Origin of the sequence: Blastomonas ursincola (genome assembly GCF_013607875.1) — a bacterium.
In the GTDB taxonomy this organism is placed as follows: Bacteria; Pseudomonadota; Alphaproteobacteria; order Sphingomonadales; family Sphingomonadaceae; genus Blastomonas; species Blastomonas ursincola.
Genome location: NZ_VDES01000002.1, coordinates 1,416,131 through 1,438,386, shown reverse-complemented (window position 1 = coordinate 1,438,386; position 22,256 = coordinate 1,416,131). Strand labels below are relative to the sequence as shown.

Below are 22,256 nucleotides of genomic sequence, written 5' to 3'. Positions count from 1 at the left end.
GCAACTCCAGGAGAGGCCTGCCCCGGCAAGGCCGCAACAATCAGATCAGTTCCACCCGAGGGGGGTCGCAAGGCCCGGATCGCAGATAGACGAAGAGGGAAAGCAACAATGGCAAAAACCGCCGCAGATATTCTGGCAATGATCAAGGAAAACGAGATCGAGTGGGTCGATGTCCGCTTCACCGATCCCAAGGGCAAGTGGCAGCACCTGACGATGTGCGCCGGCGTCATCGGCGAAGACGAGCTGGAAGACGGCCTGATGTTCGACGGTTCGTCGATCGAAGGCTGGAAGGCGATCAACGAATCCGACATGATCCTGCGTCCCGATCTGGACGCCGCCTATATCGATCCGTTCTCGGCCGACCCGATGCTGATCCTGTTCTGCGACATTGTCGAGCCGGGCACGGGCGAACTGTATTCGCGCGACCCGCGCAGCACCGCCAAGCGCGCCGAGGCGTATCTCAAGTCCACCGGCATCGGCGACACCGTCTATGTCGGTCCCGAAGCCGAATTCTTCATGTTCGACGATGTGCGCTTCTCGGACGGCTATAACGGCTCGATGTTCGCGATTGACGATATCGAACTGCCGACCAACACCGGCCGCAGCTATGACAGCGGCAATCTGGGCCACCGTCCACGCGCCAAGGGCGGCTATTTCCCGGTCGCGCCGGTCGACAGCATGACCGATGTGCGCGCCGAGATGGTCAGCACCATGCTCGAAATGGGCCTGCCCTGCGACAAGCACCACCATGAAGTGGCCGCCGCGCAGCACGAACTGGGCCTGACCTTCGGCACGCTGACCCAGACCGCCGACCGCATGCAGATCTACAAGTACGTCGTGCACATGGTCGCGCAGGCCTATGGCAAGACCGCGACCTTCATGCCCAAGCCGATCAAGAACGACAACGGATCGGGCATGCACACGCACATCTCGATCTGGAAGGAAGGCAAGCCGCTGTTCGCGGGCAATGGCTATGCCGGCCTGTCGGAAATGTGCCTGTACTTCATCGGCGGCGTTATCAAGCACGCCAAGGCACTGAACGCCTTCACCAACCCGACCACCAACAGCTACAAGCGCCTGGTGCCGGGCTTCGAAGCACCGGTGCTGCTCGCCTATTCGAGCCGCAACCGCTCGGCCTCGTGCCGCATTCCGTACGGCACAGGCGAAAAGGCCAAGCGCGTGGAATTCCGCTTCCCCGACGCGATGGCAAACCCCTATCTGTGCTATTCGGCGCTGCTGATGGCAGGTCTGGACGGCATCCAGAACAAGATCCATCCGGGCGAAGCCATGGACAAGAACCTGTACGACCTGCCGCCCGAAGAGCTGAAGGAAGTGCCGACCGTCTGCGGAAGCTTGCGCGAAGCACTCGACGCGCTGGCCGCCGATCACGACTTCCTGCTCAAGGGCGACGTGTTCCTGAAGGACCAGATCGAAGCCTATATCGAGCTGAAGTGGGACGATGTGATCCGCTGGGAAACGACCCCAAGCCCGGTCGAATTCGACATGTATTACAGCTACTAAGTTCGCGTAGCTGTCAGAGCCACGAAAGGCGCTCCGGGATCACCCGGGGCGCCTTTTGCTTTACTGCAATCAGCGGCAGCGCGCGCCGTTGCGGTCGATCGCCCGGCCAGCGGCAGCACCGCCCGCCGCGCCCAAGATCGTTCCCAGCGTGCGCGAATCGCCCGGCGCGATGATGTTGCCGAGAATGCCGCCCGCGATGCCGCCGACGATCAATCCGGTCGTCCCGTCCGGCCGGCGGCAGTAATAGCGTCCATCCTGCCCGCGATAGATGCGGTCGTTGCGCCCGAGGCGGCGCTCGCGATAGCGTCGGTCGTCGCGGTAGTAGCGTCCCGCGTCATAGCCACCGTAGCTCGGATCGGGCCGGTTCCAGTCGTACTGACGATACGATCCAAAGCCGCGATCATTATAGCCGGTCCCGGCACAGCCGCTTACCACGGTCGCCGCGATGAGCGCGGCGCCCAGCGACAGGCTCTTCCTGTTCAGCATGGTCATGATTTCCCTTGTGATGCGAATGAACAGGGGACGCGTCAGCGCGGCGATCCGTTCCCGCCCATGCGGCGAGCCGAGCGGACGCCAGTGCATGATCCGGTGCATTCGCGCTTCCCCCTGGCGCGCTTAGGCGGCAAACAGGCGGGAATGCGCGTGCTCCTCATCCTGCTGCTGTCTGCCCTGCTCGCGGCCTGTTCGGGTGCCAGGGCTCCGCAGGCCGCCGCGCCCGGGCCGGACCGCCTGGTCCGGCTCGCCGATGCCGAGATTCGCGGGCTCGACCCGCAGGTCTATTCGGACCTCGCCTCGCTGCGCATCGCGGCAGACCAGTTCGAAGGGCTGACCCGGTTCGACGGGACGGGCCAGACGGTGCCGGGGCTCGCGAGCGGCTGGCAGGTCTCGCCCGACGGGCTGATCTGGCGCTTTTCCTTGAGGCCGCGCCTGCGCTACTCCGATGGCTCACCGATCACTGCGAGGGTGTTCGCGCGCGGTTGGCAGCGGCTCAACGACAAGGCGACCGGATCGCCGCACACCGCCTTGTTCGACGCGATCCGATCCGTGGAGGCCGAGGGCGATGCGACGGTCGTCGTGACTCTCGCCGCCCCCTTCCCCCAGCTCCCCACGCTGCTCGCGCACCCGGCGATGGCAGCGCTGCCGCTCCACCGGGCACGGCCAGGCGCGGACTGGACCGCCGAGCGCCCGCTGGTGACCTCCGGCCCCTATCGCACCCGCGATTGGCGGTTGAACGACCGGCTGGTGCTCGAGCGCAATCCGAACTGGCATGGCGGCCGCGCCCCGATCGGCAGCGTGATCTGGAAACCGGTCGACGATCCTCTTGCGGGCATGCGGCTGTTCCTGGCGGGCGAAGCCGATATTTCGGGCGATTATCCGCAAAGCCGCCATGATTGGCTCAAGCAGCAGCGCCCCGGCGCGGTGCGCACCGGCGATTATCTGGGCAGCTATTATTTCACGATGAACACGCGCAAGCCGCCCTTCGACGACGCGCGCGTTCGCCGCGCGCTCGGCATGGCGGTGGACCGAGAATGGCTGGCGCGCGCGCTGCTGCCGATGGGTAATGCGCCCGCCTATGGCATCGTCCCGCCCACGCTGCAGGGCGGCGCGGCCGTACGGCCCGACTGGGCTCGGCTGCCGCTGCAGCGCCGCCAGGCCGAAGCCAGGCGGCTGCTCGCCGCCGCGGGCTTTGGCCCTTCGCGTCCGCTGCGCTTCGAAATCCGCATCAACTCGTCCGCCGAGCATCGCCGCATGGCGGTGGCGCTCGCGGCGATGTGGAAGCCGCTCGGCGTCGAGGCGAGCGTGCTCAACAGCGAGCCCGCGCTGCATTTCGCAGCGATGCGGCGCGGCGATTTCCAGATGGCACGCTCGGGCTGGATCGCCGACCTCCCCGCGCCCGAGAATTTCCTCGCGGTGCACCGGTCGGATGCGGGCGAGGTCAACTATTCGGGCTTTGACGATCCCCGCTATGATGCGCTGCTCGACCGCGCGATGGCCGAGCCCGCCCCTGCGCGCCGTGTCACCGCGATGCGCGCCGCCGAGGCGCGGTTGCTCGATGCCATGCCGATCATTCCGCTATGGTTCTATCGCAGCGGCGCGTTGGTCGCCCCGCGGGTCCGCGGCTGGATCGACAATCCAGGCAACATCCATCCGAGCGCGGCGTTGTCCCTGGCTCCGGCCCCTGCTATCGCGGCCAGGGGCAAGTGAGCGACGCGAGGCGAGGCATGACCGGCGCATGGAAAAAGGCCATTCGGGGTCTGATGGCTGCGGCGACGCTGGCGCTTGCGGCCTGCAGCAGCTCGGACAGTTCGCCGCTCGGCATCTCGATCATCGATCCGGCCAGCCGCAACAATCTCGATGCTGCCGTGCTGGAGCCCGGCTCGGCCTATGTGCGCGCGGCGACCTCGCAGGGCCTGGTCCGTCTCGATGCGCTGGGCAACATCGTGCCCGGGCTCGCCGAGCGCTGGATCGTCACCGATGACGGGCTCAGCTATATCTTCCGGCTGCGCAATGCCCGCTGGGAGAATGGCGACCCGGTGACCTCCGAGCATGTCGCCGCCGCGCTCAAGCGGCGTCTGCAGATCGAGGCAAAGAGCGCGCTCGGGGCCGACACGGCGGAGGTGCGCGACATCCGTTCGATGACTGGGCGGGTGATCGAGATCCGGCTGCTCGCGCCCCAGCCTGAATTGCTGCGCATCCTGGCGCAACCCGAGCTCGGCATCCGCCGCAACGGCAGCGGCACCGGGCCGCTGGCCGCGGATCGCCAGACCTATTGGACATTGCTGACCGAGCGTGTCGACGACTCCATGGGGCCGGATTCACGGCGCATGGTCCGCCCGCTCGAGGTCCGCACCGAACGCGCTGCCAGGGCGATCGCGCGCTTTGCCATGGGCGAGAGCGCGATGGTGCTCGGCGGGCGGTTCGAGCATCTGCCCTATCTCAGCGCAGCGGGCATTTCCGACAATGACGTGCGCGCCGATCCGGTCATCGGGCTGTTCGGGCTGCTCGTGGTCAACGGCAAGGGTTTTCTGGGTGACCCCGCCAATCGCGAGGCGATTGCGCTGGCGATTGATCGCGAGGCGCTGATGACGCCGCTGGGCATCGGCCAGTGGCAGGTGACCGCACGGATCGTGCCGCTGGGGCTCGAACGCTATCAGCCGCTGATCGGCGACCGCTGGACCGACCTCACCATCGAGGCGCGGCGCGATCTAGCGCGCGGGCGCATCGTGCGCTGGCGGCAGGCCAATGAAACGCTGCCGGTGCTGCGTATCGCCATGCCGCGCGGCCCGGGGTCGCGGCTGGTGTTCGGCCGCATCCGGCGCGACCTTCAGACGATCGGGCTCGATGCGCGGCTGGTGGCGCCAGACGCGGCGGCCGATCTGCGGCTGATCGACGAGGTTGCGCATTATCGCCAGCCCGGCTGGTTCCTCAACCAGCTCGCCTGCGCGGTGCGCCCGCTGTGCAACGAGGAAGGCGATGTGCTGCTCGCCCAGGCCCGGCGGGCGGTCGATCCTGCGGTGCGCATGGCCAAGATGGCCGAAGCCGAGGTCGCGATCACCTCGGCCAATATCTTCATCCCACTGGGCACGCCGATCCGCTATTCGCTGGTGCGCGGCAATGTCCCCGGCTTTGCCATCACCGCCGATGGCTGGCACGCCTTGCCGGACATGGTCGTCATCCCCAGATAACAGGCGCAAGGGGTGCGGAGGTGAAAGATGAAGACGATCCGGCCTGAACAGATGGAACAGCTGCGCGCGGCGATGCCCGCGCTGTCGAACGATCCGCAGGCGATCCGCCAGCGCGTCGAGATGCTGGAAATGATGCTGGAGCGCAGCTTCACGCTGCCCGGCGTCAATCGCAAGGTGGGGCTCGATTTCGTGCTCGGCCTCGTCCCTGTGCTCGGCGACGTGATCACCGGCGCGATGGGGCTGTACATCGTCTGGGAAGCGCGCAACCTGGGCATGTCGAAATTCCAGCTCGCGCGGATGGCGGCCAATGTCGGTTTCGACAGCCTGATCGGCGCGGTACCGCTGGTGGGTGATGCGTTCGACTTCTTCTGGCGTTCGAACACGCGCAACCTGAAGATCATCCGCAAACATCTCGACAAGCACCATCCGGCGACGCGCACCATCACCTTGTGATTCGCGAATCGTGATTCGGATACCATGGGCGTCACTTGCCGGTCAGCGCATATGACACCGCTTACCTAGAGCGACTGCAATCCTTTGCGGCGCCATCTCTTCGCAACTGCAAAAAAACCCCCGGAAATCAAAGGATTTGCCAAGCCCGATCGGCTGGGTTAGAGGCTGCGGCCACAGGCCATCCAGACACAAAAAAAGGGCCAGCCCGAAGGCTGACCCGATAAAGTTTTTAGGAGAGGATGCCTGAAAGGCATGATCAATATGGGTCAGGAGCCCTTATTGTGCAAGTGCGAAAAGATTGATTTGAGTTGCAAAGGATGCAACTGAGGTCGCGTAAAACCGCAGTCCGTCCATATTTGCAATTGCACATTTCCGCTGCACTGCAATAATGCGCGACACATGGCCATGCGACGTCTCCCTCCCCTGCGTTCCCTAGAAGCATTTCTGCGCGTGGCGCGGCTTGGCTCGGCCAAGGCGGCGGCGAGCGAGCTCGCACTTTCGCCTTCCGCGCTCAGCCGCCGCATCGGCGGGCTGGAGGATTTCGTCGGCAAGAAGCTGTTCAAGCGCCACAACCAGCAGCTGAAGCTCAACGAGGCTGGCGAAGCGCTCTATGCAAGTGTCGCGCCCGCGATCGACGCGCTGGCCGATGCCGTCGCCGCGCATATGGACGACAGCCGGGTTCTCAGGCTGCGGCTGGGCATGCTGCCGCTGTTCGGAAGCCAGCGGCTTGTTCCCCGGCTGGGCGAATTGCGGCGGCTCTATCCGATGCTGCATATCGACGTGGACACATCGGGCCATGCCGAAGCGCGGCTGGGCGACACGCTCGACGCGGCGATCATCCTGGCCGAACATCCCGATCCTGCGCTGCATTCGGTACGGCTCGACCGCAACTATGTCTACGCCATTGCCTCGCGCGAGCTGGTCGAAAGCATCGGCCCGCGCCCCGATCTGGCAACGCTCAACCGCCAGACCATCCTCGTGCACAACGAGATGGCGCATTCGTTCGATGCGTGGAAACAGGCGCTTGGCCTTACGGACCTGCACCCGCAATCGATCGACCATATCGACAGCGGCCCGCTGATGCTCGAAGCCGCCGCACAGGGGCTGGGCATTGCGATCATGCACGACGACCACCTCACCCGTTCGGGCGATGAACGCCTCACCAAGCTGTTCGACGTCCGTGTCGAGAGCCCGTACAGCTACTGGTTCGTCTGCAAGCCCCGCGCGCTCGAGACGCGCGCCGTGCGGCTGTTCCACGACTGGCTGGTCGAAGCGAATATCTGAAGCGGAAGTCCTCCCCTGCAAGGGGAGGGGGACCGCCCGCGAAGCGGGTGGTGGAGGGGAAGCGTAATCACATTCCTGCTCAAGGCATTCGCCCGAACGCTTCCCCTCCGTCAGCGCTGCGCGCTGCCACCTCCCCCGTGGGGGAGGATTTAGTAGTATGAGATCAGGCCACCGTCGCCGAGGCGATCACGCCGGGCTTGGCGGGCGGTTCGCCCTTGGGCAGAGCGTGGACATGCTCCATGCCTTCGATCACCTGGCCCCAGACGGTGTACTGGCGATCGAGGAAGCGCGCATCGTCGAGGCAGATGAAGAACTGGCTGTTGGCGCTGTTCGGATCCATCGTGCGCGCCATAGAGCACACGCCCTCGACATGCGGCTCGTCGTTGAATTCCTGTTTGAGGTCGGGCTTCTTCGAACCGCCAGTGCCGGTGCCGTTGGGGCAGCCGCCCTGCGCCATGAAGCCGGCGATGACGCGGTGGAACTTCACGCCGTCGTAAAAGCCTTCCTGCGCCAGTTCGACGATGCGCGCGACATGGTTGGGCGCCAGGTCGGGGCGCAGCTTGATGACGATGTCGCCGCCATCCTGGATGTGAAAGGTAAGCGTTTCGGCGGTCATGATAGGTCCTTTGCGGCCGGAGAAATGGGTGCCGCCGATATAGCGGCCGCCATGCGAATGTCACCCCTTGGCCGACGCGCCCGATCGGGATTGCTTTTGCAGGTGCGAAGCGCCAAACACGCGAAACGTTGCGGCGTCCCCGCGCGTTCCCCATCCACCCCGCAGACAGGAGCAGGCCATGACCGACCCGACCGACGCGCCTCTCCGTGAGCCCGACCTCGCTGAACCGGCTGACGCCAGCACCAGCCTGGACGAGGACAACCGCCTGCTGCCCGGCTTTGTCGACCAGGTGTGCGAAGCGCTCGACGCGGGCGATGACGAGGCGGCCTATGACCTGGTCGAGCCGCTCCACCCCGCCGACATTGCCGACCTTTTCGAGCTGGTCGAGCGCGACTATCGCGGCCCCCTCGCCCGCGCGATCACCGACCTGCTCGGCGCGGACGTGCTCACCGAGCTCAACGACTATGTCCGCGATGATGTGATCGACGCGCTGCCCGCCGCGCAGGTGGCGGAGCTCGCCGGCCAGCTCGAGACCGACGATGCCGTCGCGATCATCGAGGAGATGGAGGAGGAGGACCAGCGCGCGGTTCTGGCCGAGCTGGAACCCGCGGATCGCGCCGCGATCGTCGATGCGCTCTCCTTCCCCGAGGAATCCGCCGGCCGCCTGATGCAGCGCGATCTGGTCGCTGTCCCTGAGCACATGAATGTCGGCCAGCTGATCGATTATCTGCGCGAAAACAGCGACCTCACCACCGAGTTCTGGGAAATCTTCATCGTCGATCCGCAGCATCGCCCGGTCGGCACCTGCCAGCTGAGCTGGATCCTGCGCACCCCGCGCCATATCGCGCTTGCCGATGTGATGAAGCGCGACCAGACGCTGATCCCGACCGACATGGACCAGGAAGAGGTCGCGCTGCGCTTCCAGAAATATGCGCTGATCTCCGCCGCCGTGGTCGATGGCGCTGGTCGGCTGGTCGGCCAGATCACCGTCGACGACATCATCCACATCGTCCAGGAAGAGGCGGGCGAGGACATTTTCCGCCTGTCGGGCGCGGGCGACGGCGACATCAACGAGCCGGTGCGCGAGACCTACAGGACGCGCGTGCGCTGGCTGATCGCGAATCTGGGCACCGCGCTGGTCGCTTCGAGCGTCATCGGCTTTTTCGGCGGCGCGATCGAGCAGATGGTGGCGCTCGCGGTGCTGATGCCGATCGTCGCGGGCGTCGGCGGCAATGCGGGCACGCAGACGCTGGCGGTGACCGTGCGCGCACTCGCCACCAACCAGCTCACCGAATCGAACACCCGCCGCGCGATCCTGCGCGAGATGCGCATCGCCATGCTCAACGGCGCGACCATCGCGCTGATCGCCGGCACCGCGACCGCCTTGTGGTTCCATGACGCGCATCTGGGGCTGGTCATCGCTGCCGCGATGCAGACCAACATCCTGCTCGCGGGGCTCGCCGGGGTGGTCATCCCGGTGGTGCTGGAAAAGCTCGATCAGGACCCGGCAGTGGCAAGCTCGATCTTCGTTACCATGACCACCGATTCGATGGGCTTTCTCGCGTTTCTGGGCCTCGCCGTCGCGAGTGGCCTTGTGAGCCTGTAATGCCGCTGTCGATGACCAAGATCGCGTTCGGCGCGACCAGCGTGGGCTCGCTGCGCCAGTGGATCGAGAGCCATGCGTCGATCGGCGAGGCGCGGCTGACCACGCGCTATCTGCCCAAAAGGCACGAGGAAATGGTCGGGGGCTCGCTCTACTGGATTCACAACCGCGCGATCGTCGGCCGCAGCCCGCTGATCGGGTTCATGGACAATGGCCAGGGCCGCATCTGGATCCGCATCGAACCGCGGCTGATCGCGGTGCAATCCATCCCCCGCCGCGCGCACCAGGGCTGGCGCTATCTCGAAGCCGCCGACGCGCCTGCGGACCTCGGCGAGGGCATGAGCGAGGCCGAGGCGATGCCAGCGGAAATGCTCGGCGAACTGGCGCGGCTGGGGCTCGTCTAGGGGCTGCGAAGCTCTGCATTTCCCGTCACCCCCGCGTACGCGGGGGTCCCGCTTTAACTGGCAAAAGCCCAAGTAACGCGGGATTCCCGCATTCGCGGGAATGACGTGAAATGATGCGCAAACGAAAAGCCCTCCCCCTTGATGGGGGAGGGTTGGGTGGGGGTGGCGTTTCCGGATCATGCTCAGGTGCCAGAACGCACCAACACCCTCACCGCTGCGACTAGCCAGCAAGCTGGCAAGTCTCACTGCCTCTCCCATCGAAGGAGAGGCGGAATGTATCACGCCAGCGCCTTCTCCCGGACCTTGCGGATCACGTTGACGAAGGTTTCGGCCTCCTGCGCGCCGGGAACCAGGTACTTGCCGTCGAAGATGATCGCTGGCACGCCGCTGATACCCTGTTCGATCCAGTGGTCGAGATGCGCGCGGACCTCCGCCTCGTTGTCGGGATCGTTGAGCACCGCGCGGCCCTCGTCCGCATCGAGCCCCGCTTCGGCGACGATCGACAGCAGCACCTCCTCGTCGCTGACATCGCGGTTCGCCTGGAAATAGGCTGAAAACAGCGCCAGCTTGAGCCGGGTCTGCGCCGCGCTGCCATAGGTGTCGCCCGCCCAGGTGAGCAGCTGGTGCGCCTTGAACGTGTTGTAGATGCGCATGTCCGGGCCATAATGAAAGCCGAAGCCCAGCCGGTCGCCCAGATCGGTCAGCCGCTGGCGGTTGCTCGCGCTCTGCTGCGGCGTCGCGCCGTACTTGCGCGCGACATGCTCGGAAATCGCCTCGCCCTCGGGCGCCATCTTGGGGTTGAGCTCGAACGGGTGCCAGGTGATCTCCGCCTCGACCTCGTCGCCCACAAGGTCCAGCGCCTTTTCGAGCTGCTTGTAGCCGATGATGCACCAGGGACAGACCACGTCCGACACGATATCGATCTTGAGCTTGTGGGCGGTCATCAAAGGTCTCCGGGTTCTTGCAGCTGGCCTCCAGCCCCAATGTACCGCAAAGCGGCGGGGCTGTCAGCAAATGTTGACAGTCAGCGTGTCGGAACCGGGGTCTCGCCCGAATAGTCGTAGAAGCCGCGCTTCGTCTTGCGGCCCAGCCAGCCGGCCTCGACATATTTGACCAGCAGCGGCGCGGGGCGGAACTTGGGATCGCCGGTGGTGCTGTGCAGCACCTGAGTGATGCTGAGGCAGGTGTCGAGCCCGATGAAATCGGCCAGCGTCAGCGGCCCCATCGGGTGGTTGAGCCCCAGCTGCACCGCCGCGTCGATGTCCTCAATCGTCGCCACGCCCTCGCCCAGCGCGAAGCACGCCTCGTTGAGCATCGGCAGCAGGATGCGGTTGACGATGAAGCCCGGCGCATCATTGGCCTGGACCACGCGCTTGCCGATCCGCTCCGCATAGCCGCGCACCGCATCGACCGTGGCGTCCGAAGTAGCCAGCCCGCGGATCAGCTCGATCAGCCCCATGACAGGTACCGGGTTGAAGAAATGCACGCCGACAAAGCGCGCCGCATCGGGGCTGGCGGCGGCCATGCGGGTGATCGGGATCGACGAGGTGTTGCTCGCCAGGATCGCTTGCGGGCCGAGCACCTTGCCGACGGCCTCGAAGATCGCGCGCTTGATGTCCTCGCGCTCGGTCGCCGCCTCGATGACAAGGCCTGCCTCGGCCATCGGGGCATAATCGCCAACCGGCTGGATGCGGCCCAGCACCGCGTCGGCTTCGGCAGCGTCGAGCTTGCCCTTGTCGACCGCACGCGCCAGCTGCTTGCCGATGCCCGCCTTGCCCTTTTCCGCCAGATCGAGCGACACATCGGAGAGAAACACATGGTAGCCCGCCTGGGCGCTGACCTGCGCAATCCCTGCGCCCATCTGGCCTGCGCCGATGACTGCCACTTTATCCATGTTGCGCCTCTTTCTGCTGTTGCCGGAATCGGATAGGCGGGGCGCATAACCGAAGACCGCGAGTCTTGCTAGGAGCGATAATTCCAAGATGTTCAGCCCGTTTCTGCTGCTTGCCGCCGCCGCCGCCGCCGCCTCCCCCACTGGTCCCGTTCCCGGCGAGGTGAAGATCTTCAAGGACTGGTATGTCGCCTGCGACAATATCTGGTCATGCGAAGCGGGAACGCTGTCCGACGATGCATCCGAGCTGTTCACGGCGCAGGTCGTGCGCATCCGCCGCGAGGGCGGCCCAGATGCACCGTTCCGCATCGAGCTCACCCCGCACGAAGAGCAGGCCAAAGGGCCGGCTCGGCTGGTAATCGATGACGGCAAGCCGCACTCGGGCACGCCCGACAGCGAAGGCGACACCTGGCTCGACGAGGCGCAGTCGATGGCGATTGCGCGCGGCCTCGCCAATGGCAAGAGCGCCAGGGTGGTGCTCTCGGACGGCTCCGCGATCCCGATCTCGCTCGCCGGATCGTCGGCAGCGCTGCGCTATATCGATGCGATTCAGCAGCGCGCCGGCACTTCGGGCGCGATCGTCGCCACTGGCGCGAAGCCCGATACCGCGCAGCCGCCCGAAACGCCGCAATTGACCGCGCGCGCCGCGACCAGCCTGATCGAGCTGCCCGATCTCAAGGCCTATCCCAAGGTGGTCGCCGATAGCGGCTGCGAGTTCCGGATGGAGGGTGCCGAGGACAGCGTCGAGCCGCTCGGCCAGCATAACGGCAAGGATCTGGCGCTGGTGCTGATCGCCTGCGATTCGGGTGCATATAATTTCGGATCGGTGGTGATGATCGCCGAGCGCCCGATGGAAGACCCCGATGCCCGCTGGACCTTCCGCAACGCGAAGTTCGACGGCGAAACCGGCTGGGGCGACGAGGAACAGGTCGCACAGGTGGTCAATGCCAGTTTCGATCCCGCGACCGGCACCCTCTCCGAATTCGCCAAGGGTCGCGGCCTCGGCGATTGCGGCACGGCGAACAGCTATGCCTGGGACGGCGAGCAGTTCAGGCTATCCGAGCGCCATGAAATGGACGATTGCCGCGGCGCATGGGACTGGCCGCGCGTCTGGGTCGCGGAAGTCTCTGTCGTCCGGTGATGGTCACAGCGTGCGCGTCATGCACATGCTGAACGGGTCCTCGGTATAATCGCCAAAGGGCGGGCATTCGGCAAAGCCGTGCTTGCGATAAAGCGCGTGCGCCGCATGGAACGGCTCGGGACGCCCGGTCTCCAGGCTGAGCCGCGTGTATCCCCTCGCCCGCGCCTCGGCTATCAGATGCAGCAGCATCGCCTCGCCCAGCCCGCGCCGCAGAAACGCGGGATCGGTACGCATCGATTTCAGCTCGCCATGGCGCGCGTCGATCTGCTTGAGCGCCCCGCACGCCGCGAGCTGACCATCGACGCGCAGCGCATAGAAGGTCACGTCGGGCGCGCGCAGCCGTTCGACCGGAAAGGCATGGACCGAACAGATCGGCGAATGCTGGCGCATCTGATCGAGATGGTAGCGCAGCAGCGCGACGATATCCGCGCCGGTCAGATCGTCTTCCTCGATGGTGATTGTCTGCTGCATGCCTATCCCCCGGAACCATTCTCCCTGCCCGGACATTGCGATGGAAACCGCGCGCAATCCACAGAAAGTTGCGCGCCTCGCCAAAGCCGCCTAATCGCGGCAGCTCAATTCCCGCCTGATCCGGAGCCTCCCCATGTCGCATCCCTCGACTGAAACCACCGGCCACAGCGGCTGGTCGCTCGTCATCCATGGCGGATCGGGCCAGTTCGAGCGCGGCCGCCTGAGCGCAGAGGCCGATGCCGGTGCACGCTCCGGTCTCGACCGCGCGCTCGCCGCCGGGTCTCGGGTGCTTGCCGCTGGCGGCAGCGCGCTCGATGCGGTGCAGGCGGCGATCATCGTGCTCGAGGACGACCCACATTTCAACGCCGGGCACGGATCGGTCTATACCTATGAGGGCAAGATCGAGCTCGACGCGGCAGTGATGAACGGGGCTGACCGTGCCGCCGGCGCCATCGCCCGCGCACACCATACGAAGAACCCGATCCTGCTCGCACGCAAGGTGCTCGAGGACAGCCCGCACGTGATGCTCTCGGGCGAGGGCGCGGACCGCTTTTCGGCGGAATCGGGGCTGGTGCAGGTCGACAACGCCTATTTCGGCACGCCCGAGCGCAAGCGCCAGCTCGAGGAGATGAAGGCGAAGACCAGCGGCTGGTTCGATATCGACATGAAATACGGCACCGTCGGCGCGGTCGCGCGTGACGTGAACGGCCATGTCGCGGCGGGCACCTCGACTGGAGGGCTCACCGGCAAGCGCTATGGCCGGATCGGCGACTCGCCGCTGATCGGCGCGGGCACCTATGCCGACGACCGTTCGTGCGCCATCTCCGCCACCGGCGCGGGCGAATATTTCATCCGCGTCGGCGTGGCGCACGAAATCTGCACCCGCATCCGCCTGAAGGCCGAGGCGCGCGCCGATTTCCTCGCGCAAGAGGCCGAGCGCGGCGGCACGATCCTCGACGAAGCAGCGCGCGCCAGGCTGCTCGCCACCGCCTTGACGGCGGACGAGGTGCAGGAGATCGTCGACGCGGTGATGGCCGAGATGGTGGGCCTGGGCGGCACGGGCGGGCTGATCTATCTCACCCCCTGGGGCCATCAGGGCTATGCTTTCCGCACGCCCGGCATGTATCGTGGGATGGCCAGCAGCGACGGCGCGCGCAGCGTCGCGGTCTATGGCGACGAATGAGCAACGATAGCAGCAAGGCGAGGAACTTCATGACTGGCATTTCCCCCCGCACCGGCGGGCGCATTCTTGTCGACCAGCTGGTGGCGCAGGGCTGCGACCGCATCTTCACCGTGCCGGGCGAGAGCTTCCTCGCGGTGCTCGACGCGCTGCACGACGTGCCCGAAATCGACACTGTGGTCTGCCGCCAGGAAGGCGGCGTCACCTTCATGGCCTGTGCCGATGGCGCGATGACGGGACGGCCCGGCGTCGCCTTCGTCACGCGCGGCCCGGGCGCGACCAATGCCAGTATCGGCGTGCACGTCGCCATGCAGGACAGCAAGCCGATGGTGCTGTTCATCGGCGATGTCGACCGGGGGATGAGGGATCGGGAAGGCTTTCAGGAGGTCGATTTCCAGGCGATGTTCGCGCCGCTGTGCAAATGGGCGGCGCGGATCGACGATGCGGCGCGCATCCCCGAATATGTCGCGCGCGCCTTTTCGGTGGCGATCTCGGGACGCCCCGGCCCGGTTGTGCTCGCGCTGCCCGAGGACATGCTCAAGGACGTGGTCGAGGTCGCCGATCGCCCGCGCGTCACCCGCCCCGCCCAGCCGGTCTGCCCCAATGGCTTTGCGGTGCTGATGGAGATGCTCGCCGGCGCGAAGTCCCCGATTGCGATCATCGGCGGCGCCGACTGGAGCCCCTCGGCGCGCGCGAACTTTCAGATCTTCGCCGAGCGCATCGGCCTTCCGGTGGCCTGCGCCTTCCGCCAGCAGGACGCGTTCGACAACGCCTCGCCGGTCTGGGCGGGCAATCTCGGCTATGGGCCGAATCCCAAGCTGGTGGCGCGGGTGAAGGCCGCGGACCTAATCCTCGCGGTCGGCGCTCGGCTCGGTGAGGCTACGACCGACGGCTATACGCTGATCACGACCGAACATCCCGGCCAGGCGCTGGTGCATGTCCATCCCGATCCGGGCGAGCTCGGCCGCGTCTATCGCACCGACTTGCCGCTGTGCGCCGACATGGACGAGTTTGCCGAAGCCGCCGCGTTGTGGGATGAGGACGATGTGCATTTCGCAAGCGGCGCCGAGGCGCATGCCGAATGGCTCGCCTTTTCCGACCCGCAACCGACCGGCGCTGCGCTCGACCTCGGCCAGTGCGTCAAGGCGATGCGCGCCGCGATGCCCGCCGATACCGTCATCTGCAACGGCGCGGGCAATTTCTCGGGCTGGTGGCACCGCTACTGGCCTTATGGCGAAAAGCCCAGCCAGCTCGCCCCTACCGCGGGCGCGATGGGCTATGGCGTGCCCGCCGCCGTCGCGGCGGCGCTGCGGCTCAAGCACCGCAAGGTCGTGGCGCTGGCGGGCGATGGCGATTTCCTGATGAACGGTCAGGAACTGGCGACCGCGGTGCAATATGGCGCTGACCTGCTGGTGCTGGTGATCGACAATGGCGCGTACGGCACGATCCGCATGCACCAGGAGCGCGAATATCCCGCGCGGCTCTCCGCCACGACGCTGCACAACCCTGATTTCGCGATGCTCGCGCGCGCCTATGGCGGTTGGGCGGCAACGGTCGAGCGGACGGAGCAGTTCGCGCCCGCGCTGGCCGAGGCGCTAGCGCAGCCGGGGCTGAAGCTGCTACATCTCAAGACCGATATCGAGAATATCGCGGCGAGCGGCGCGACGGTGTCGGGACTGCGTGGGCGCTGACCCCAAGCGCCGCCCCCCCTCTCCCAGCTGCGGCTAGGCTCGCTAACGCTCGCCAAGCCTGCGCGACCCTCTCCCTCCCGGGGAGAGCGGAACAGCGCACAAAAAACCGGCTCTCCTGCTAGCGGAAGAGAGCCGGTCCTTTTGAATTCAGCGAGGCTGGATCAGAAGATCACACCTTGTCGCCGAATGCACCCTTGACGTCGCCGGCAAGCTTCTGGGTCTTGCCCTTGAGCTGCTGCGCTTCGCCTTCGGCTTCGAGTTCGGGGTTGTTGGTGGCAGCGCCGATGCCTTCCTTGACCTTGCCGGCCAGATCATTTGCGGTGCCTGCGGCCTTGTCCTTGAGTTCACCCATGATATTGCTCCTTCACTTGGCAAGACGGGGAGGCTTGCCTTCGGAGTACTTACGCAGGTTAGGAAGACGCGTTCCCCGCGAGGCGCAGGATTTCCCTCCATTCGTCGCATGTTACGCCAGCGACCGACAGGCGCGACTGGCGCAGGATCGCCATATCGGCCAGCTTCGGATTCGCCTTGAGCGCCTTGAGCGACACCGCGCGCTTCAGCGGCTCGACCGGCTGCACCTTCACCGCGACCCAGCGCCCGCTCTCGTCCTTGGGGTCGGTAAACGCAGGTTCGCTCACCCGCATGATCCCGACGACCTCCAGCCCGGTGCGCGAATGGTAGAACAGCGCCAGATCGCCCTCGCGCATGGCCTTCAGGTTGTTCGAGGCCTGCGCATTGCGCACCCCGTCCCACGTCCCCTCACCGTCGCGCACCAGATCGTGCCAGCCATATTCTTCGGGTTCGGACTTCATCAGCCAATATTGGGTCATGATTTTTCCCGCCTGAGCGCCTAAGTGAGCGCATCGCTCGACATTCGAGACTCAGCTATTGCGGACCGCATCATGATACAACTGCCCATTCTCTCGCTCACCGACGAACCTGCCGCGCTCGCGCAGAAGCTCGGCGACAGTTTCTCCACCTATGGCTTTGCGATGATCAAGGATCATGGCCTCGATCCCGCGCTGGTGCGCCAGGGCTGGGACAAGACCGCGGAATTCTTCGCGCTGCCCACCGAGGAGAAGCGCCGCTATTACGACAGCGAGGCCGGCGGCCAGCGCGGCTATACGCCGTTCGGCACCGAGATTGCCAAGGATGCCAAGGCGCATGACCTGAAGGAATTCTGGCATGTCGGGCGCGAGATCGATCCAGCCAGCCCGATCGCGCACACCATGCCGAAGAACGTCTGGCCCGAACGCCCTGAAGGCTTCCGCGAGACCTTCGAGCCGCTGTTCGCCGAGTTCGACCGGGTGGGCAACATCATCCTGTCGCGCATCGCGGTATATCTCGGGCTCGATGCGAACTGGTTCGAACCGGCGGTGCACGAGGGCAATTCGATCCTGCGCCTGCTCCACTATCCGCCCATGGGCGTCGGCACCGGCGAGGAAGGCGCGATCCGCGCCGGCGCCCACGAGGATATCAACCTCATCACGCTGCTGCTCGGGGCCGAGGAAGGCGGGCTCGAGATCCTGGCCAAGGATGGCTCGTGGATCGACATGCGCCCGCCCGAAGGCGCGCTGGTCGTCAATGTTGGCGACATGCTGCAGCGGCTGACCAACCATGTGCTGCCCTCGACCACGCACCGCGTGCGCAACCCTGCGGGCGACCGCGCGCGCTACAGCCGCTATTCGATGCCCTTCTTCCTGCACCTACGATCGGACTTCCCGATCCGCACGCTCGAAACCTGCATCACCGCCGAGCGCCCCAATCGCTACCCGGACGCGATCCTGGCCGACGATTATCTGCACGAGCGGCTGGTCGAGATCGGCCTGGTCAAGGCCTGAGCCTTTTTGACACTGCGCGCGGCGGGGATTCAGTCTCCGCCGCCGCATCCTCCGCAACCGCTGCTGCAGCCGCTGTCGCCGCCTGAGTCGCTCGCCGAGTCCCCGTCCCAGCTCGCCTCCGCGCCGCCGCCGCCGAAATCGCCGCCGCCCGCGACGAACGCCGCGCCGCCCGCTGCTGCAGCTGCGCCGCCTGCATCTGACCAGCCCTCGAACGACAAGCCGCTCGAGCTGTCCGAACTGTCATCGCCGCGCTTGCGACGATCCGCCTGCGCCTTGGGCACCATCAGGCGCCGCGCCGATCGCCACGACCAGCGCAGCAGCAATACCAGCACCAGGGCTGCGACCAGCAGGATGACGATCCCGATAAGGGCATCGAACGACTGGCTCGAACTGCTGGTGCGTGTGACTTCGCTGACCTTGCTGGCAGCGAGCGCGGTGCACGCCGCGAGCAGCGCCGCGCCGCCCGCCATCCCCGCTATCGACACCGCCCTGCGCGGCAGCAGATAGTGGCGGGTGCGGTCGACCCATTGATAGCGCGTGCCGAAGCGGATGTCCGACGGCGGCCAGATGTCGCGCGGCGGCTCCTCGCCGAACGTGTCGCGATAGCGCTGCAGCGTTTCGGCATAGAGCGCGCGATACTTGCGCCCCTCGGACGCGCCGCCGGCGGTCGGGCCGTGGTGCAGCGGCCGACCGATGATCCGCGCGCACAGCTCTTCCCAGTAATGCCGGGTATAGGCCAGGTGCAGATGCCAGGCCTGGTCGACCTGATCCGACGGGGTGACCTCGGTCGTGCCGGTCGCGGCGAGATAGAGAAAGCGGCGATATTCGGTCATCACCGCTTCCGCATGGCCGCGCGACCAGCCATTCTCGCGGGCCAGTCGCCGGGTGAACCCGAGCGCCGCGCCCGGGGGCTCGATACGCATCTGGGCAAGCGCCTGCCATATCGGATCCTCGACCATCACCGCCCTCCCCGCCGCTTTGGTGGGGCAAGGCTATCGAGTCCGGATCGCTGCGGCAATCATCAAATGTAAAACAAAAAGGAGGGCATCGCGCAGGCGATGCCCTCCCAGTTGGAGAGAGATGTAAACGAACGATCAGCGGCGAACGCGCGCGCGCGTCTCCAGATCGCCCAGACGACGGTCGAGATAGGCGCGCTCGTCGGCGCTGGGGTTGAGCCGCGCATAGGCGGCTTCCAGACGCGTCAGGTCCTCGTGCTCGACGCGAAGCTGCGCCTGGGCGCTGGCGGACAGGCCGCTCGCGGGCAGCGCGCGGGCGATGGCATCCAGACGCACACGCGGGGTCTGCATCGTGCTGCCGCCACCGGTCGAGGCCATGTCGCCGACCCGCGCATCGAGCGCTTCCAGCCGGGTATAAAGATCGTCGCGCTCCTGGTCGGTGATGCGGCCATCGCGCAGATAGCTCGCCTCCGTGCGCACCAGCGCCGCATAATCGGTCTTCAGCCGCGCGCCTTCGACACGGGTGATCCGGCGCGCGGAAACCTGCGCATCGACGCGCTGGTTGAACTCGGCCTGGCCGTCGGCAACCGAGATGCCGATGTCCGATTCATACTCGTCGCCATAGGCGCCATCGGCGATCACCTGGGTCAGGCGCGCATAGCGCTCGGCCAGGTCCTCGCGCTCCTGCACGGTGAAGCGGCGGTCGGCGCCATAGCGCGCCTCGAGCTGGACAAGATCATAATAGTCGCTCTTCAGCCGGTCGCCGGTGCGGCGGTCGATCTGGCCCGAGCGGATATCGGCATCGACCCGCGCCTCGAACTGCGCGCGCTGCGTGGCAAGCGGGGTGCGCCCGAACTGCCATTGCGCCTCGATCGACTGGGTCGAACCCGTGCGGTCACCGAACAATGCGCCGAAGATCGAGTTCAGTCGCTCCTGCTGGCGCGAGCGCTGCTGCTCCTGCGCGCCGGTATCACTCTGCGCGAACGCGGCGGTGCCGGTGAGCATAAGCGCTGCAGCGGCGGTGGCGGTATAAAGGGATTTCATGACTCTATTTCCTCGGTGAACGATGCACGCACTACGTGCCGCTTCACCGAGGGTTGCGACGAACCGAGCCCTCGCCCCTGTAAAATGCTGTCAGCTGGCGAGGCTGGCCTTGAGGTTGCCGATCACCTGATCCTGGCTTTCGAGCAGCGCCAGCACGTGCTGGCGCGCCTGTTCGATCTGGTCGCTGCCGCCCGGCTTCACCTCGCCTGCCGCCTCCTTCTGCAGCCGCGCGACATAAAGCTCTTCCAGATCGCCCAGGATCTGCGCGAGCTCGCGCCGCGGCGCATCGAGCGCGCTGATCCGCGTCTGCGCGACCGACCAGCTCTCGCTGCCCACCTCCTTGCCGCGCGCCGCGCCTGCCGCCTGCTGCGCTGCCGAGCGCGCCACGGCAAAATCCGCCTCGGCCTTGTCGGCACGCGCCAGCATGGCGGTCAGATCGCGCGCCAGCGCGGGGTCGGCGATGCTCTCGATCGGCGGCGGCGGCGCCTTGGCCTCGGCCGCGCGATCGCGCAGCTCGACCTCGCGCCGCTCGAGCGAGGGCAGCTCGGCCATGGGCTGCAGGCAGCCGGCGAGCAGCATGGGCCATGCAAGGACGAGCGAACGGACGAGCTTTGCCGGGGTGACTTTCATGGCCCAAGGCTCTAGGACAGCACGCAATCGCGGGCAACCGGCTTGCGGCGCGGTGCAGCCATCATCGGCGCGATCGGCCAAAAAAGCCGCTGCAGCGGTTGACAGGACCGGCGCTTTCACCTAACGGGCATGGCTTTCCGGCGCGGGACATCCCGTCGCAGGGCAGTGGTTTTCACTCTGCCGATTCGGGTCTGGCAACAGACAGGATGAAACAGATGATCGCCGCAAATTGCGTGCCCGGAACCCGATTGAAGCTAACAGAAACGAGACAACCCATGTTCGCTATCGTGCGCACAGGCGGCAAGCAGTATCGCGTTGCAGCCGGAGACAAAATCGCAGTGGAAAAGCTGGCCGGCGAGGCTGGCGACGTCATTGCGCTGAACGACGTTCTGCTCGCCGGTGACGGCGGCGAGGTCAAGGATGTGGCCGGTGTGGTCGTCTCCGCCGAGATCATCGCGCAGGCGAAGGCAGAAAAGGTGGTGATCTTCAAGAAGAAGCGCCGCCACAACTATCGCCGCAAGCTCGGCCATCGTCAGCAGCACACGATCCTGCGCATCGTCGCCGTGGGCGAGGAAGCCAAGAAGGCTGCGCCGAAGAAGGCCGCTGCCGCCAAGACCGAAGCTCCGGTCGAAGCTGCTGCCGAAACCCCCGCTGCCGAGGCTGCACCCAAAAAGGCTCCGGCCAAGAAGGCTGCCACCAAGAAGGCCGCTGACACCGATTCGTCGGCTGACAACGCCTGATCGCGCGCGAACCCAAGGAGTTTTGAGAAATGGCACATAAGAAAGCAGGCGGTTCGTCGCGCAACGGTCGTGATTCCGCAGGTCGTCGTCTTGGCGTGAAGAAGTTCGGTGGCGAGCCCGTCATCGGCGGCAACATTATCATCCGCCAGCGCGGAACCAAGGTCTATGCCGGTGCCAATGTCGGCATGGGCAAGGACCATACGCTGTTTGCGCTCACCGAAGGCCGCGTGAAGTTCCACGAAGGTCGCCTTGGCCGCAAATACGTATCGGTAGTCGCCCCGGCGATGGCGGAAGCCGCCGAATAACGGACGATCGATGACGGGTCGTCCTCTCACAGGGATGACCCCGGCCGGTGAAACACCCGGACCAGATGACAGGGAGATGGGGTCCGTCCCGTCTCCCTTTCTTTTTGTCTCCCTGTCACCGCGCTGACTCCAGCCTGTCATGTTTGGCTGGCATGGGCGCGGGTAACACAGGAGAGACATAATGTTTGCAAGAACGCAAAGATTGTTGCTGCGGCCGGTCTGGCCCGAAGATGCCGAGGCGCTGTTCGCGGCCATCAACGACGAGCGCATCGTGTGCAATCTTGCCCGCGCGCCCTGGCCCTATACCCCTGAAGACGCCCGCGAATTCGCCGCGCGCGCGCAGGACCCGTTCTGCCCGCATTATCTGCTCACCCTGCCGGGCGATGCCGGGCAGACGCTGATCGGCAGCTGCGGCCTCGGCCGTACCGATCGCGGCGAGGTCGAGATCGGCTACTGGATCGCGCGCGACCATTGGGGCCGGGGCTATGCCACCGAGGCCGCACGCGCGGTAATCGCCAATGCCTGGACGCTGGGGCACCGCAGACTGGTCGCCAGCCACTATATCGACAACCCGGCCTCGGGCGCGGTGCTGCGGCGGCTGGGCTTCGTCCCCACCGGCACCACCCGCCCCCGCTTCAGCGCCGGACGCGGCTATGAAGCGATGGCGCAGGAATATGCGCTGGAGAGCGACATGGCGGAGGTAGAACGACCGCTTGCCGCGTGAGGGGCGGGCGGTGAGTGGTGGGCGGCGAGCAGCGCCGCCCCGAACCCCGCCCCTGCCCCTGCTCCGTCACCCCCG

Annotated in this window: 24 protein-coding genes; 14 read left to right on the top strand and 10 right to left on the bottom strand. The window is 66.1% G+C overall.

Features of this window, described 5'->3' with window-relative positions:
- Positions 1-108: 108 nt before the first annotated feature.
- Positions 109-1,521, top strand: coding sequence for a type I glutamate--ammonia ligase (gene glnA, locus FG486_RS12930; RefSeq protein WP_066277304.1), 1,413 nt, complete (start codon positions 109-111; stop codon positions 1,519-1,521).
- A 69-nt stretch (positions 1,522-1,590) separates the two neighbouring features.
- Here glnA and FG486_RS12925 read toward each other — a convergent pair whose 3' ends face one another.
- Positions 1,591-2,013: a glycine zipper 2TM domain-containing protein gene (locus FG486_RS12925; RefSeq protein ID WP_082750961.1), complete on the bottom strand. Its 423-nt coding sequence runs from the start codon at positions 2,011-2,013 to the stop codon at positions 1,591-1,593.
- A 144-nt stretch (positions 2,014-2,157) separates the two neighbouring features.
- Between FG486_RS12925 and FG486_RS12920 the strand changes: the two genes are divergently transcribed.
- From FG486_RS12920 to FG486_RS12905, 4 genes are all read left to right on the top strand, one after another.
- Positions 2,158-3,726 (top strand): peptide ABC transporter substrate-binding protein, encoded by a 1,569-nt coding sequence (locus tag FG486_RS12920; protein WP_181267799.1) that lies wholly within the window; start codon positions 2,158-2,160, stop codon positions 3,724-3,726.
- Between the two features lie 17 nt (positions 3,727-3,743).
- Complete coding sequence (locus tag FG486_RS12915; protein WP_181267798.1) at positions 3,744-5,207, top strand: ABC transporter substrate-binding protein; 1,464 nt, start codon at positions 3,744-3,746, stop codon at positions 5,205-5,207.
- A 51-nt stretch (positions 5,208-5,258) separates the two neighbouring features.
- Positions 5,259-5,660 carry a DUF4112 domain-containing protein gene (locus FG486_RS12910; RefSeq protein ID WP_137775891.1) on the top strand — a complete coding sequence of 134 codons (402 nt, stop codon included), beginning with the start codon at positions 5,259-5,261 and terminating at the stop codon, positions 5,658-5,660.
- Positions 5,661-6,059: 399 nt separating this feature from the next.
- The gene (locus FG486_RS12905; RefSeq protein WP_082751026.1) at positions 6,060-6,944 is read left to right on the top strand and encodes a LysR substrate-binding domain-containing protein; all 885 of its coding nucleotides are present in this window, start codon (positions 6,060-6,062) and stop codon (positions 6,942-6,944) included.
- Positions 6,945-7,107: 163 nt separating this feature from the next.
- Here FG486_RS12905 and FG486_RS12900 read toward each other — a convergent pair whose 3' ends face one another.
- Positions 7,108-7,560, bottom strand: coding sequence for a peptidylprolyl isomerase (locus FG486_RS12900; RefSeq protein WP_060980099.1), 453 nt, complete (start codon positions 7,558-7,560; stop codon positions 7,108-7,110).
- Between the two features lie 178 nt (positions 7,561-7,738).
- On the opposite strand from FG486_RS12900, the gene mgtE reads away from it, so the two are divergent.
- Positions 7,739-9,166, top strand: coding sequence for a magnesium transporter (gene mgtE / locus FG486_RS12895; protein ID WP_181267797.1), 1,428 nt, complete (start codon positions 7,739-7,741; stop codon positions 9,164-9,166).
- Positions 9,166-9,567, top strand: coding sequence for a DUF1489 family protein (locus FG486_RS12890; RefSeq protein ID WP_066278819.1), 402 nt, complete (start codon positions 9,166-9,168; stop codon positions 9,565-9,567). The genes mgtE and FG486_RS12890 overlap by 1 nt, the downstream gene beginning before the upstream one ends.
- A 278-nt stretch (positions 9,568-9,845) precedes the next feature.
- Here FG486_RS12890 and FG486_RS12885 read toward each other — a convergent pair whose 3' ends face one another.
- A complete protein-coding gene (locus tag FG486_RS12885) occupies positions 9,846-10,511 on the bottom strand; it encodes a DsbA family oxidoreductase (protein ID WP_181267796.1) in 666 nt (221 codons plus the stop codon).
- 80 nt (positions 10,512-10,591) lie between these two features.
- Entirely contained in the window at positions 10,592-11,461 is an 870-nt protein-coding gene (locus FG486_RS12880) for a 3-hydroxyacyl-CoA dehydrogenase NAD-binding domain-containing protein (protein ID WP_181267795.1), read from the bottom strand.
- 88 nt (positions 11,462-11,549) lie between these two features.
- Between FG486_RS12880 and FG486_RS12875 the strand changes: the two genes are divergently transcribed.
- Positions 11,550-12,599, top strand: coding sequence for a DUF1176 domain-containing protein (locus FG486_RS12875; protein ID WP_181267794.1), 1,050 nt, complete (start codon positions 11,550-11,552; stop codon positions 12,597-12,599).
- A gap of 3 nt (positions 12,600-12,602) precedes the next feature.
- Here the strand turns inward: FG486_RS12875 and FG486_RS12870 are convergent, their stop codons facing one another.
- The gene (locus FG486_RS12870; protein WP_181267793.1) at positions 12,603-13,070 is read right to left on the bottom strand and encodes a GNAT family N-acetyltransferase; all 468 of its coding nucleotides are present in this window, start codon (positions 13,068-13,070) and stop codon (positions 12,603-12,605) included.
- Positions 13,071-13,203: 133 nt separating this feature from the next.
- On the opposite strand from FG486_RS12870, the gene FG486_RS12865 reads away from it, so the two are divergent.
- Both FG486_RS12865 and FG486_RS12860 read left to right on the top strand, forming a co-directional pair.
- Positions 13,204-14,253: an isoaspartyl peptidase/L-asparaginase family protein gene (locus FG486_RS12865; RefSeq protein ID WP_181267792.1), complete on the top strand. Its 1,050-nt coding sequence runs from the start codon at positions 13,204-13,206 to the stop codon at positions 14,251-14,253.
- 29 nt (positions 14,254-14,282) lie between these two features.
- On the top strand, positions 14,283-15,941 hold the full coding sequence (locus FG486_RS12860; RefSeq protein WP_181267791.1) for a thiamine pyrophosphate-binding protein: 1,659 nt from the start codon (positions 14,283-14,285) through the stop codon (positions 15,939-15,941).
- Positions 15,942-16,110: 169 nt separating this feature from the next.
- On the opposite strand, the gene FG486_RS12855 is transcribed toward FG486_RS12860, so the two are convergent.
- Positions 16,111-16,293, bottom strand: coding sequence for a CsbD family protein (locus tag FG486_RS12855; protein ID WP_060980090.1), 183 nt, complete (start codon positions 16,291-16,293; stop codon positions 16,111-16,113).
- A 58-nt stretch (positions 16,294-16,351) separates the two neighbouring features.
- A complete protein-coding gene (locus FG486_RS12850) occupies positions 16,352-16,771 on the bottom strand; it encodes an EVE domain-containing protein (protein WP_241695726.1) in 420 nt (139 codons plus the stop codon).
- 72 nt (positions 16,772-16,843) lie between these two features.
- On the opposite strand from FG486_RS12850, the gene FG486_RS12845 reads away from it, so the two are divergent.
- Positions 16,844-17,782 carry an isopenicillin N synthase family dioxygenase gene (locus FG486_RS12845; protein WP_181267790.1) on the top strand — a complete coding sequence of 313 codons (939 nt, stop codon included), beginning with the start codon at positions 16,844-16,846 and terminating at the stop codon, positions 17,780-17,782.
- A 29-nt stretch (positions 17,783-17,811) separates the two neighbouring features.
- Here the strand turns inward: FG486_RS12845 and FG486_RS12840 are convergent, their stop codons facing one another.
- The 3 genes from FG486_RS12840 to FG486_RS12830 all read right to left on the bottom strand — a co-directional run bounded on the left by FG486_RS12840 (position 17,812) and on the right by FG486_RS12830 (position 20,412).
- Complete coding sequence (locus FG486_RS12840) at positions 17,812-18,705, bottom strand: glycine-rich domain-containing protein (protein WP_181267789.1); 894 nt, start codon at positions 18,703-18,705, stop codon at positions 17,812-17,814.
- A 171-nt stretch (positions 18,706-18,876) separates the two neighbouring features.
- Positions 18,877-19,782 carry a hypothetical protein gene (locus FG486_RS12835; RefSeq protein WP_181267788.1) on the bottom strand — a complete coding sequence of 302 codons (906 nt, stop codon included), beginning with the start codon at positions 19,780-19,782 and terminating at the stop codon, positions 18,877-18,879.
- Between the two features lie 90 nt (positions 19,783-19,872).
- Complete coding sequence (locus FG486_RS12830; protein WP_181267787.1) at positions 19,873-20,412, bottom strand: hypothetical protein; 540 nt, start codon at positions 20,410-20,412, stop codon at positions 19,873-19,875.
- Between the two features lie 275 nt (positions 20,413-20,687).
- Here FG486_RS12830 and rplU point away from each other — a divergent pair, with 275 nt between their 5' ends.
- From rplU to FG486_RS12815, 3 genes are all read left to right on the top strand, one after another.
- Positions 20,688-21,152 (top strand): 50S ribosomal protein L21, encoded by a 465-nt coding sequence (gene rplU, locus FG486_RS12825; RefSeq protein WP_060980085.1) that lies wholly within the window; start codon positions 20,688-20,690, stop codon positions 21,150-21,152.
- 29 nt (positions 21,153-21,181) lie between these two features.
- Positions 21,182-21,457 (top strand): 50S ribosomal protein L27, encoded by a 276-nt coding sequence (gene rpmA, locus FG486_RS12820; RefSeq protein ID WP_023839572.1) that lies wholly within the window; start codon positions 21,182-21,184, stop codon positions 21,455-21,457.
- 202 nt (positions 21,458-21,659) lie between these two features.
- Positions 21,660-22,181, top strand: a complete 522-nt coding sequence (locus FG486_RS12815) for a GNAT family N-acetyltransferase (protein ID WP_241695725.1) — start codon at positions 21,660-21,662, stop codon at positions 22,179-22,181.
- Positions 22,182-22,256: the final 75 nt, after the last annotated feature.

Bases quoted from the DNA above. Each gene is read 5' to 3' on its own strand.
- glnA (WP_066277304.1), top strand. From the start codon at position 109: ATGGCAAAAACCGCCGCAGATATTCTGGCAATGATCAAGGAAAACGAG.
- FG486_RS12925 (WP_082750961.1), bottom strand. From the start codon at position 2,013: ATGACCATGCTGAACAGGAAGAGCCTGTCGCTGGGCGCCGCGCTCATC.
- FG486_RS12920 (WP_181267799.1), top strand. From the start codon at position 2,158: ATGCGCGTGCTCCTCATCCTGCTGCTGTCTGCCCTGCTCGCGGCCTGT.
- FG486_RS12915 (WP_181267798.1), top strand. From the start codon at position 3,744: ATGACCGGCGCATGGAAAAAGGCCATTCGGGGTCTGATGGCTGCGGCG.
- FG486_RS12910 (WP_137775891.1), top strand. From the start codon at position 5,259: ATGGAACAGCTGCGCGCGGCGATGCCCGCGCTGTCGAACGATCCGCAG.
- FG486_RS12905 (WP_082751026.1), top strand. From the start codon at position 6,060: ATGGCCATGCGACGTCTCCCTCCCCTGCGTTCCCTAGAAGCATTTCTG.
- FG486_RS12900 (WP_060980099.1), bottom strand. From the start codon at position 7,560: ATGACCGCCGAAACGCTTACCTTTCACATCCAGGATGGCGGCGACATC.
- mgtE (WP_181267797.1), top strand. From the start codon at position 7,739: ATGACCGACCCGACCGACGCGCCTCTCCGTGAGCCCGACCTCGCTGAA.
- FG486_RS12890 (WP_066278819.1), top strand. From the start codon at position 9,166: ATGCCGCTGTCGATGACCAAGATCGCGTTCGGCGCGACCAGCGTGGGC.
- FG486_RS12885 (WP_181267796.1), bottom strand. From the start codon at position 10,511: ATGACCGCCCACAAGCTCAAGATCGATATCGTGTCGGACGTGGTCTGT.
- FG486_RS12880 (WP_181267795.1), bottom strand. From the start codon at position 11,461: ATGGATAAAGTGGCAGTCATCGGCGCAGGCCAGATGGGCGCAGGGATT.
- FG486_RS12875 (WP_181267794.1), top strand. From the start codon at position 11,550: ATGTTCAGCCCGTTTCTGCTGCTTGCCGCCGCCGCCGCCGCCGCCTCC.
- FG486_RS12870 (WP_181267793.1), bottom strand. From the start codon at position 13,070: ATGCAGCAGACAATCACCATCGAGGAAGACGATCTGACCGGCGCGGAT.
- FG486_RS12865 (WP_181267792.1), top strand. From the start codon at position 13,204: ATGTCGCATCCCTCGACTGAAACCACCGGCCACAGCGGCTGGTCGCTC.
- FG486_RS12860 (WP_181267791.1), top strand. From the start codon at position 14,283: ATGACTGGCATTTCCCCCCGCACCGGCGGGCGCATTCTTGTCGACCAG.
- FG486_RS12855 (WP_060980090.1), bottom strand. From the start codon at position 16,293: ATGGGTGAACTCAAGGACAAGGCCGCAGGCACCGCAAATGATCTGGCC.
- FG486_RS12850 (WP_241695726.1), bottom strand. From the start codon at position 16,771: ATGACCCAATATTGGCTGATGAAGTCCGAACCCGAAGAATATGGCTGG.
- FG486_RS12845 (WP_181267790.1), top strand. From the start codon at position 16,844: ATGATACAACTGCCCATTCTCTCGCTCACCGACGAACCTGCCGCGCTC.
- FG486_RS12840 (WP_181267789.1), bottom strand. From the start codon at position 18,705: ATGCGTATCGAGCCCCCGGGCGCGGCGCTCGGGTTCACCCGGCGACTG.
- FG486_RS12835 (WP_181267788.1), bottom strand. From the start codon at position 19,782: ATGAAATCCCTTTATACCGCCACCGCCGCTGCAGCGCTTATGCTCACC.
- FG486_RS12830 (WP_181267787.1), bottom strand. From the start codon at position 20,412: ATGAAAGTCACCCCGGCAAAGCTCGTCCGTTCGCTCGTCCTTGCATGG.
- rplU (WP_060980085.1), top strand. From the start codon at position 20,688: ATGTTCGCTATCGTGCGCACAGGCGGCAAGCAGTATCGCGTTGCAGCC.
- rpmA (WP_023839572.1), top strand. From the start codon at position 21,182: ATGGCACATAAGAAAGCAGGCGGTTCGTCGCGCAACGGTCGTGATTCC.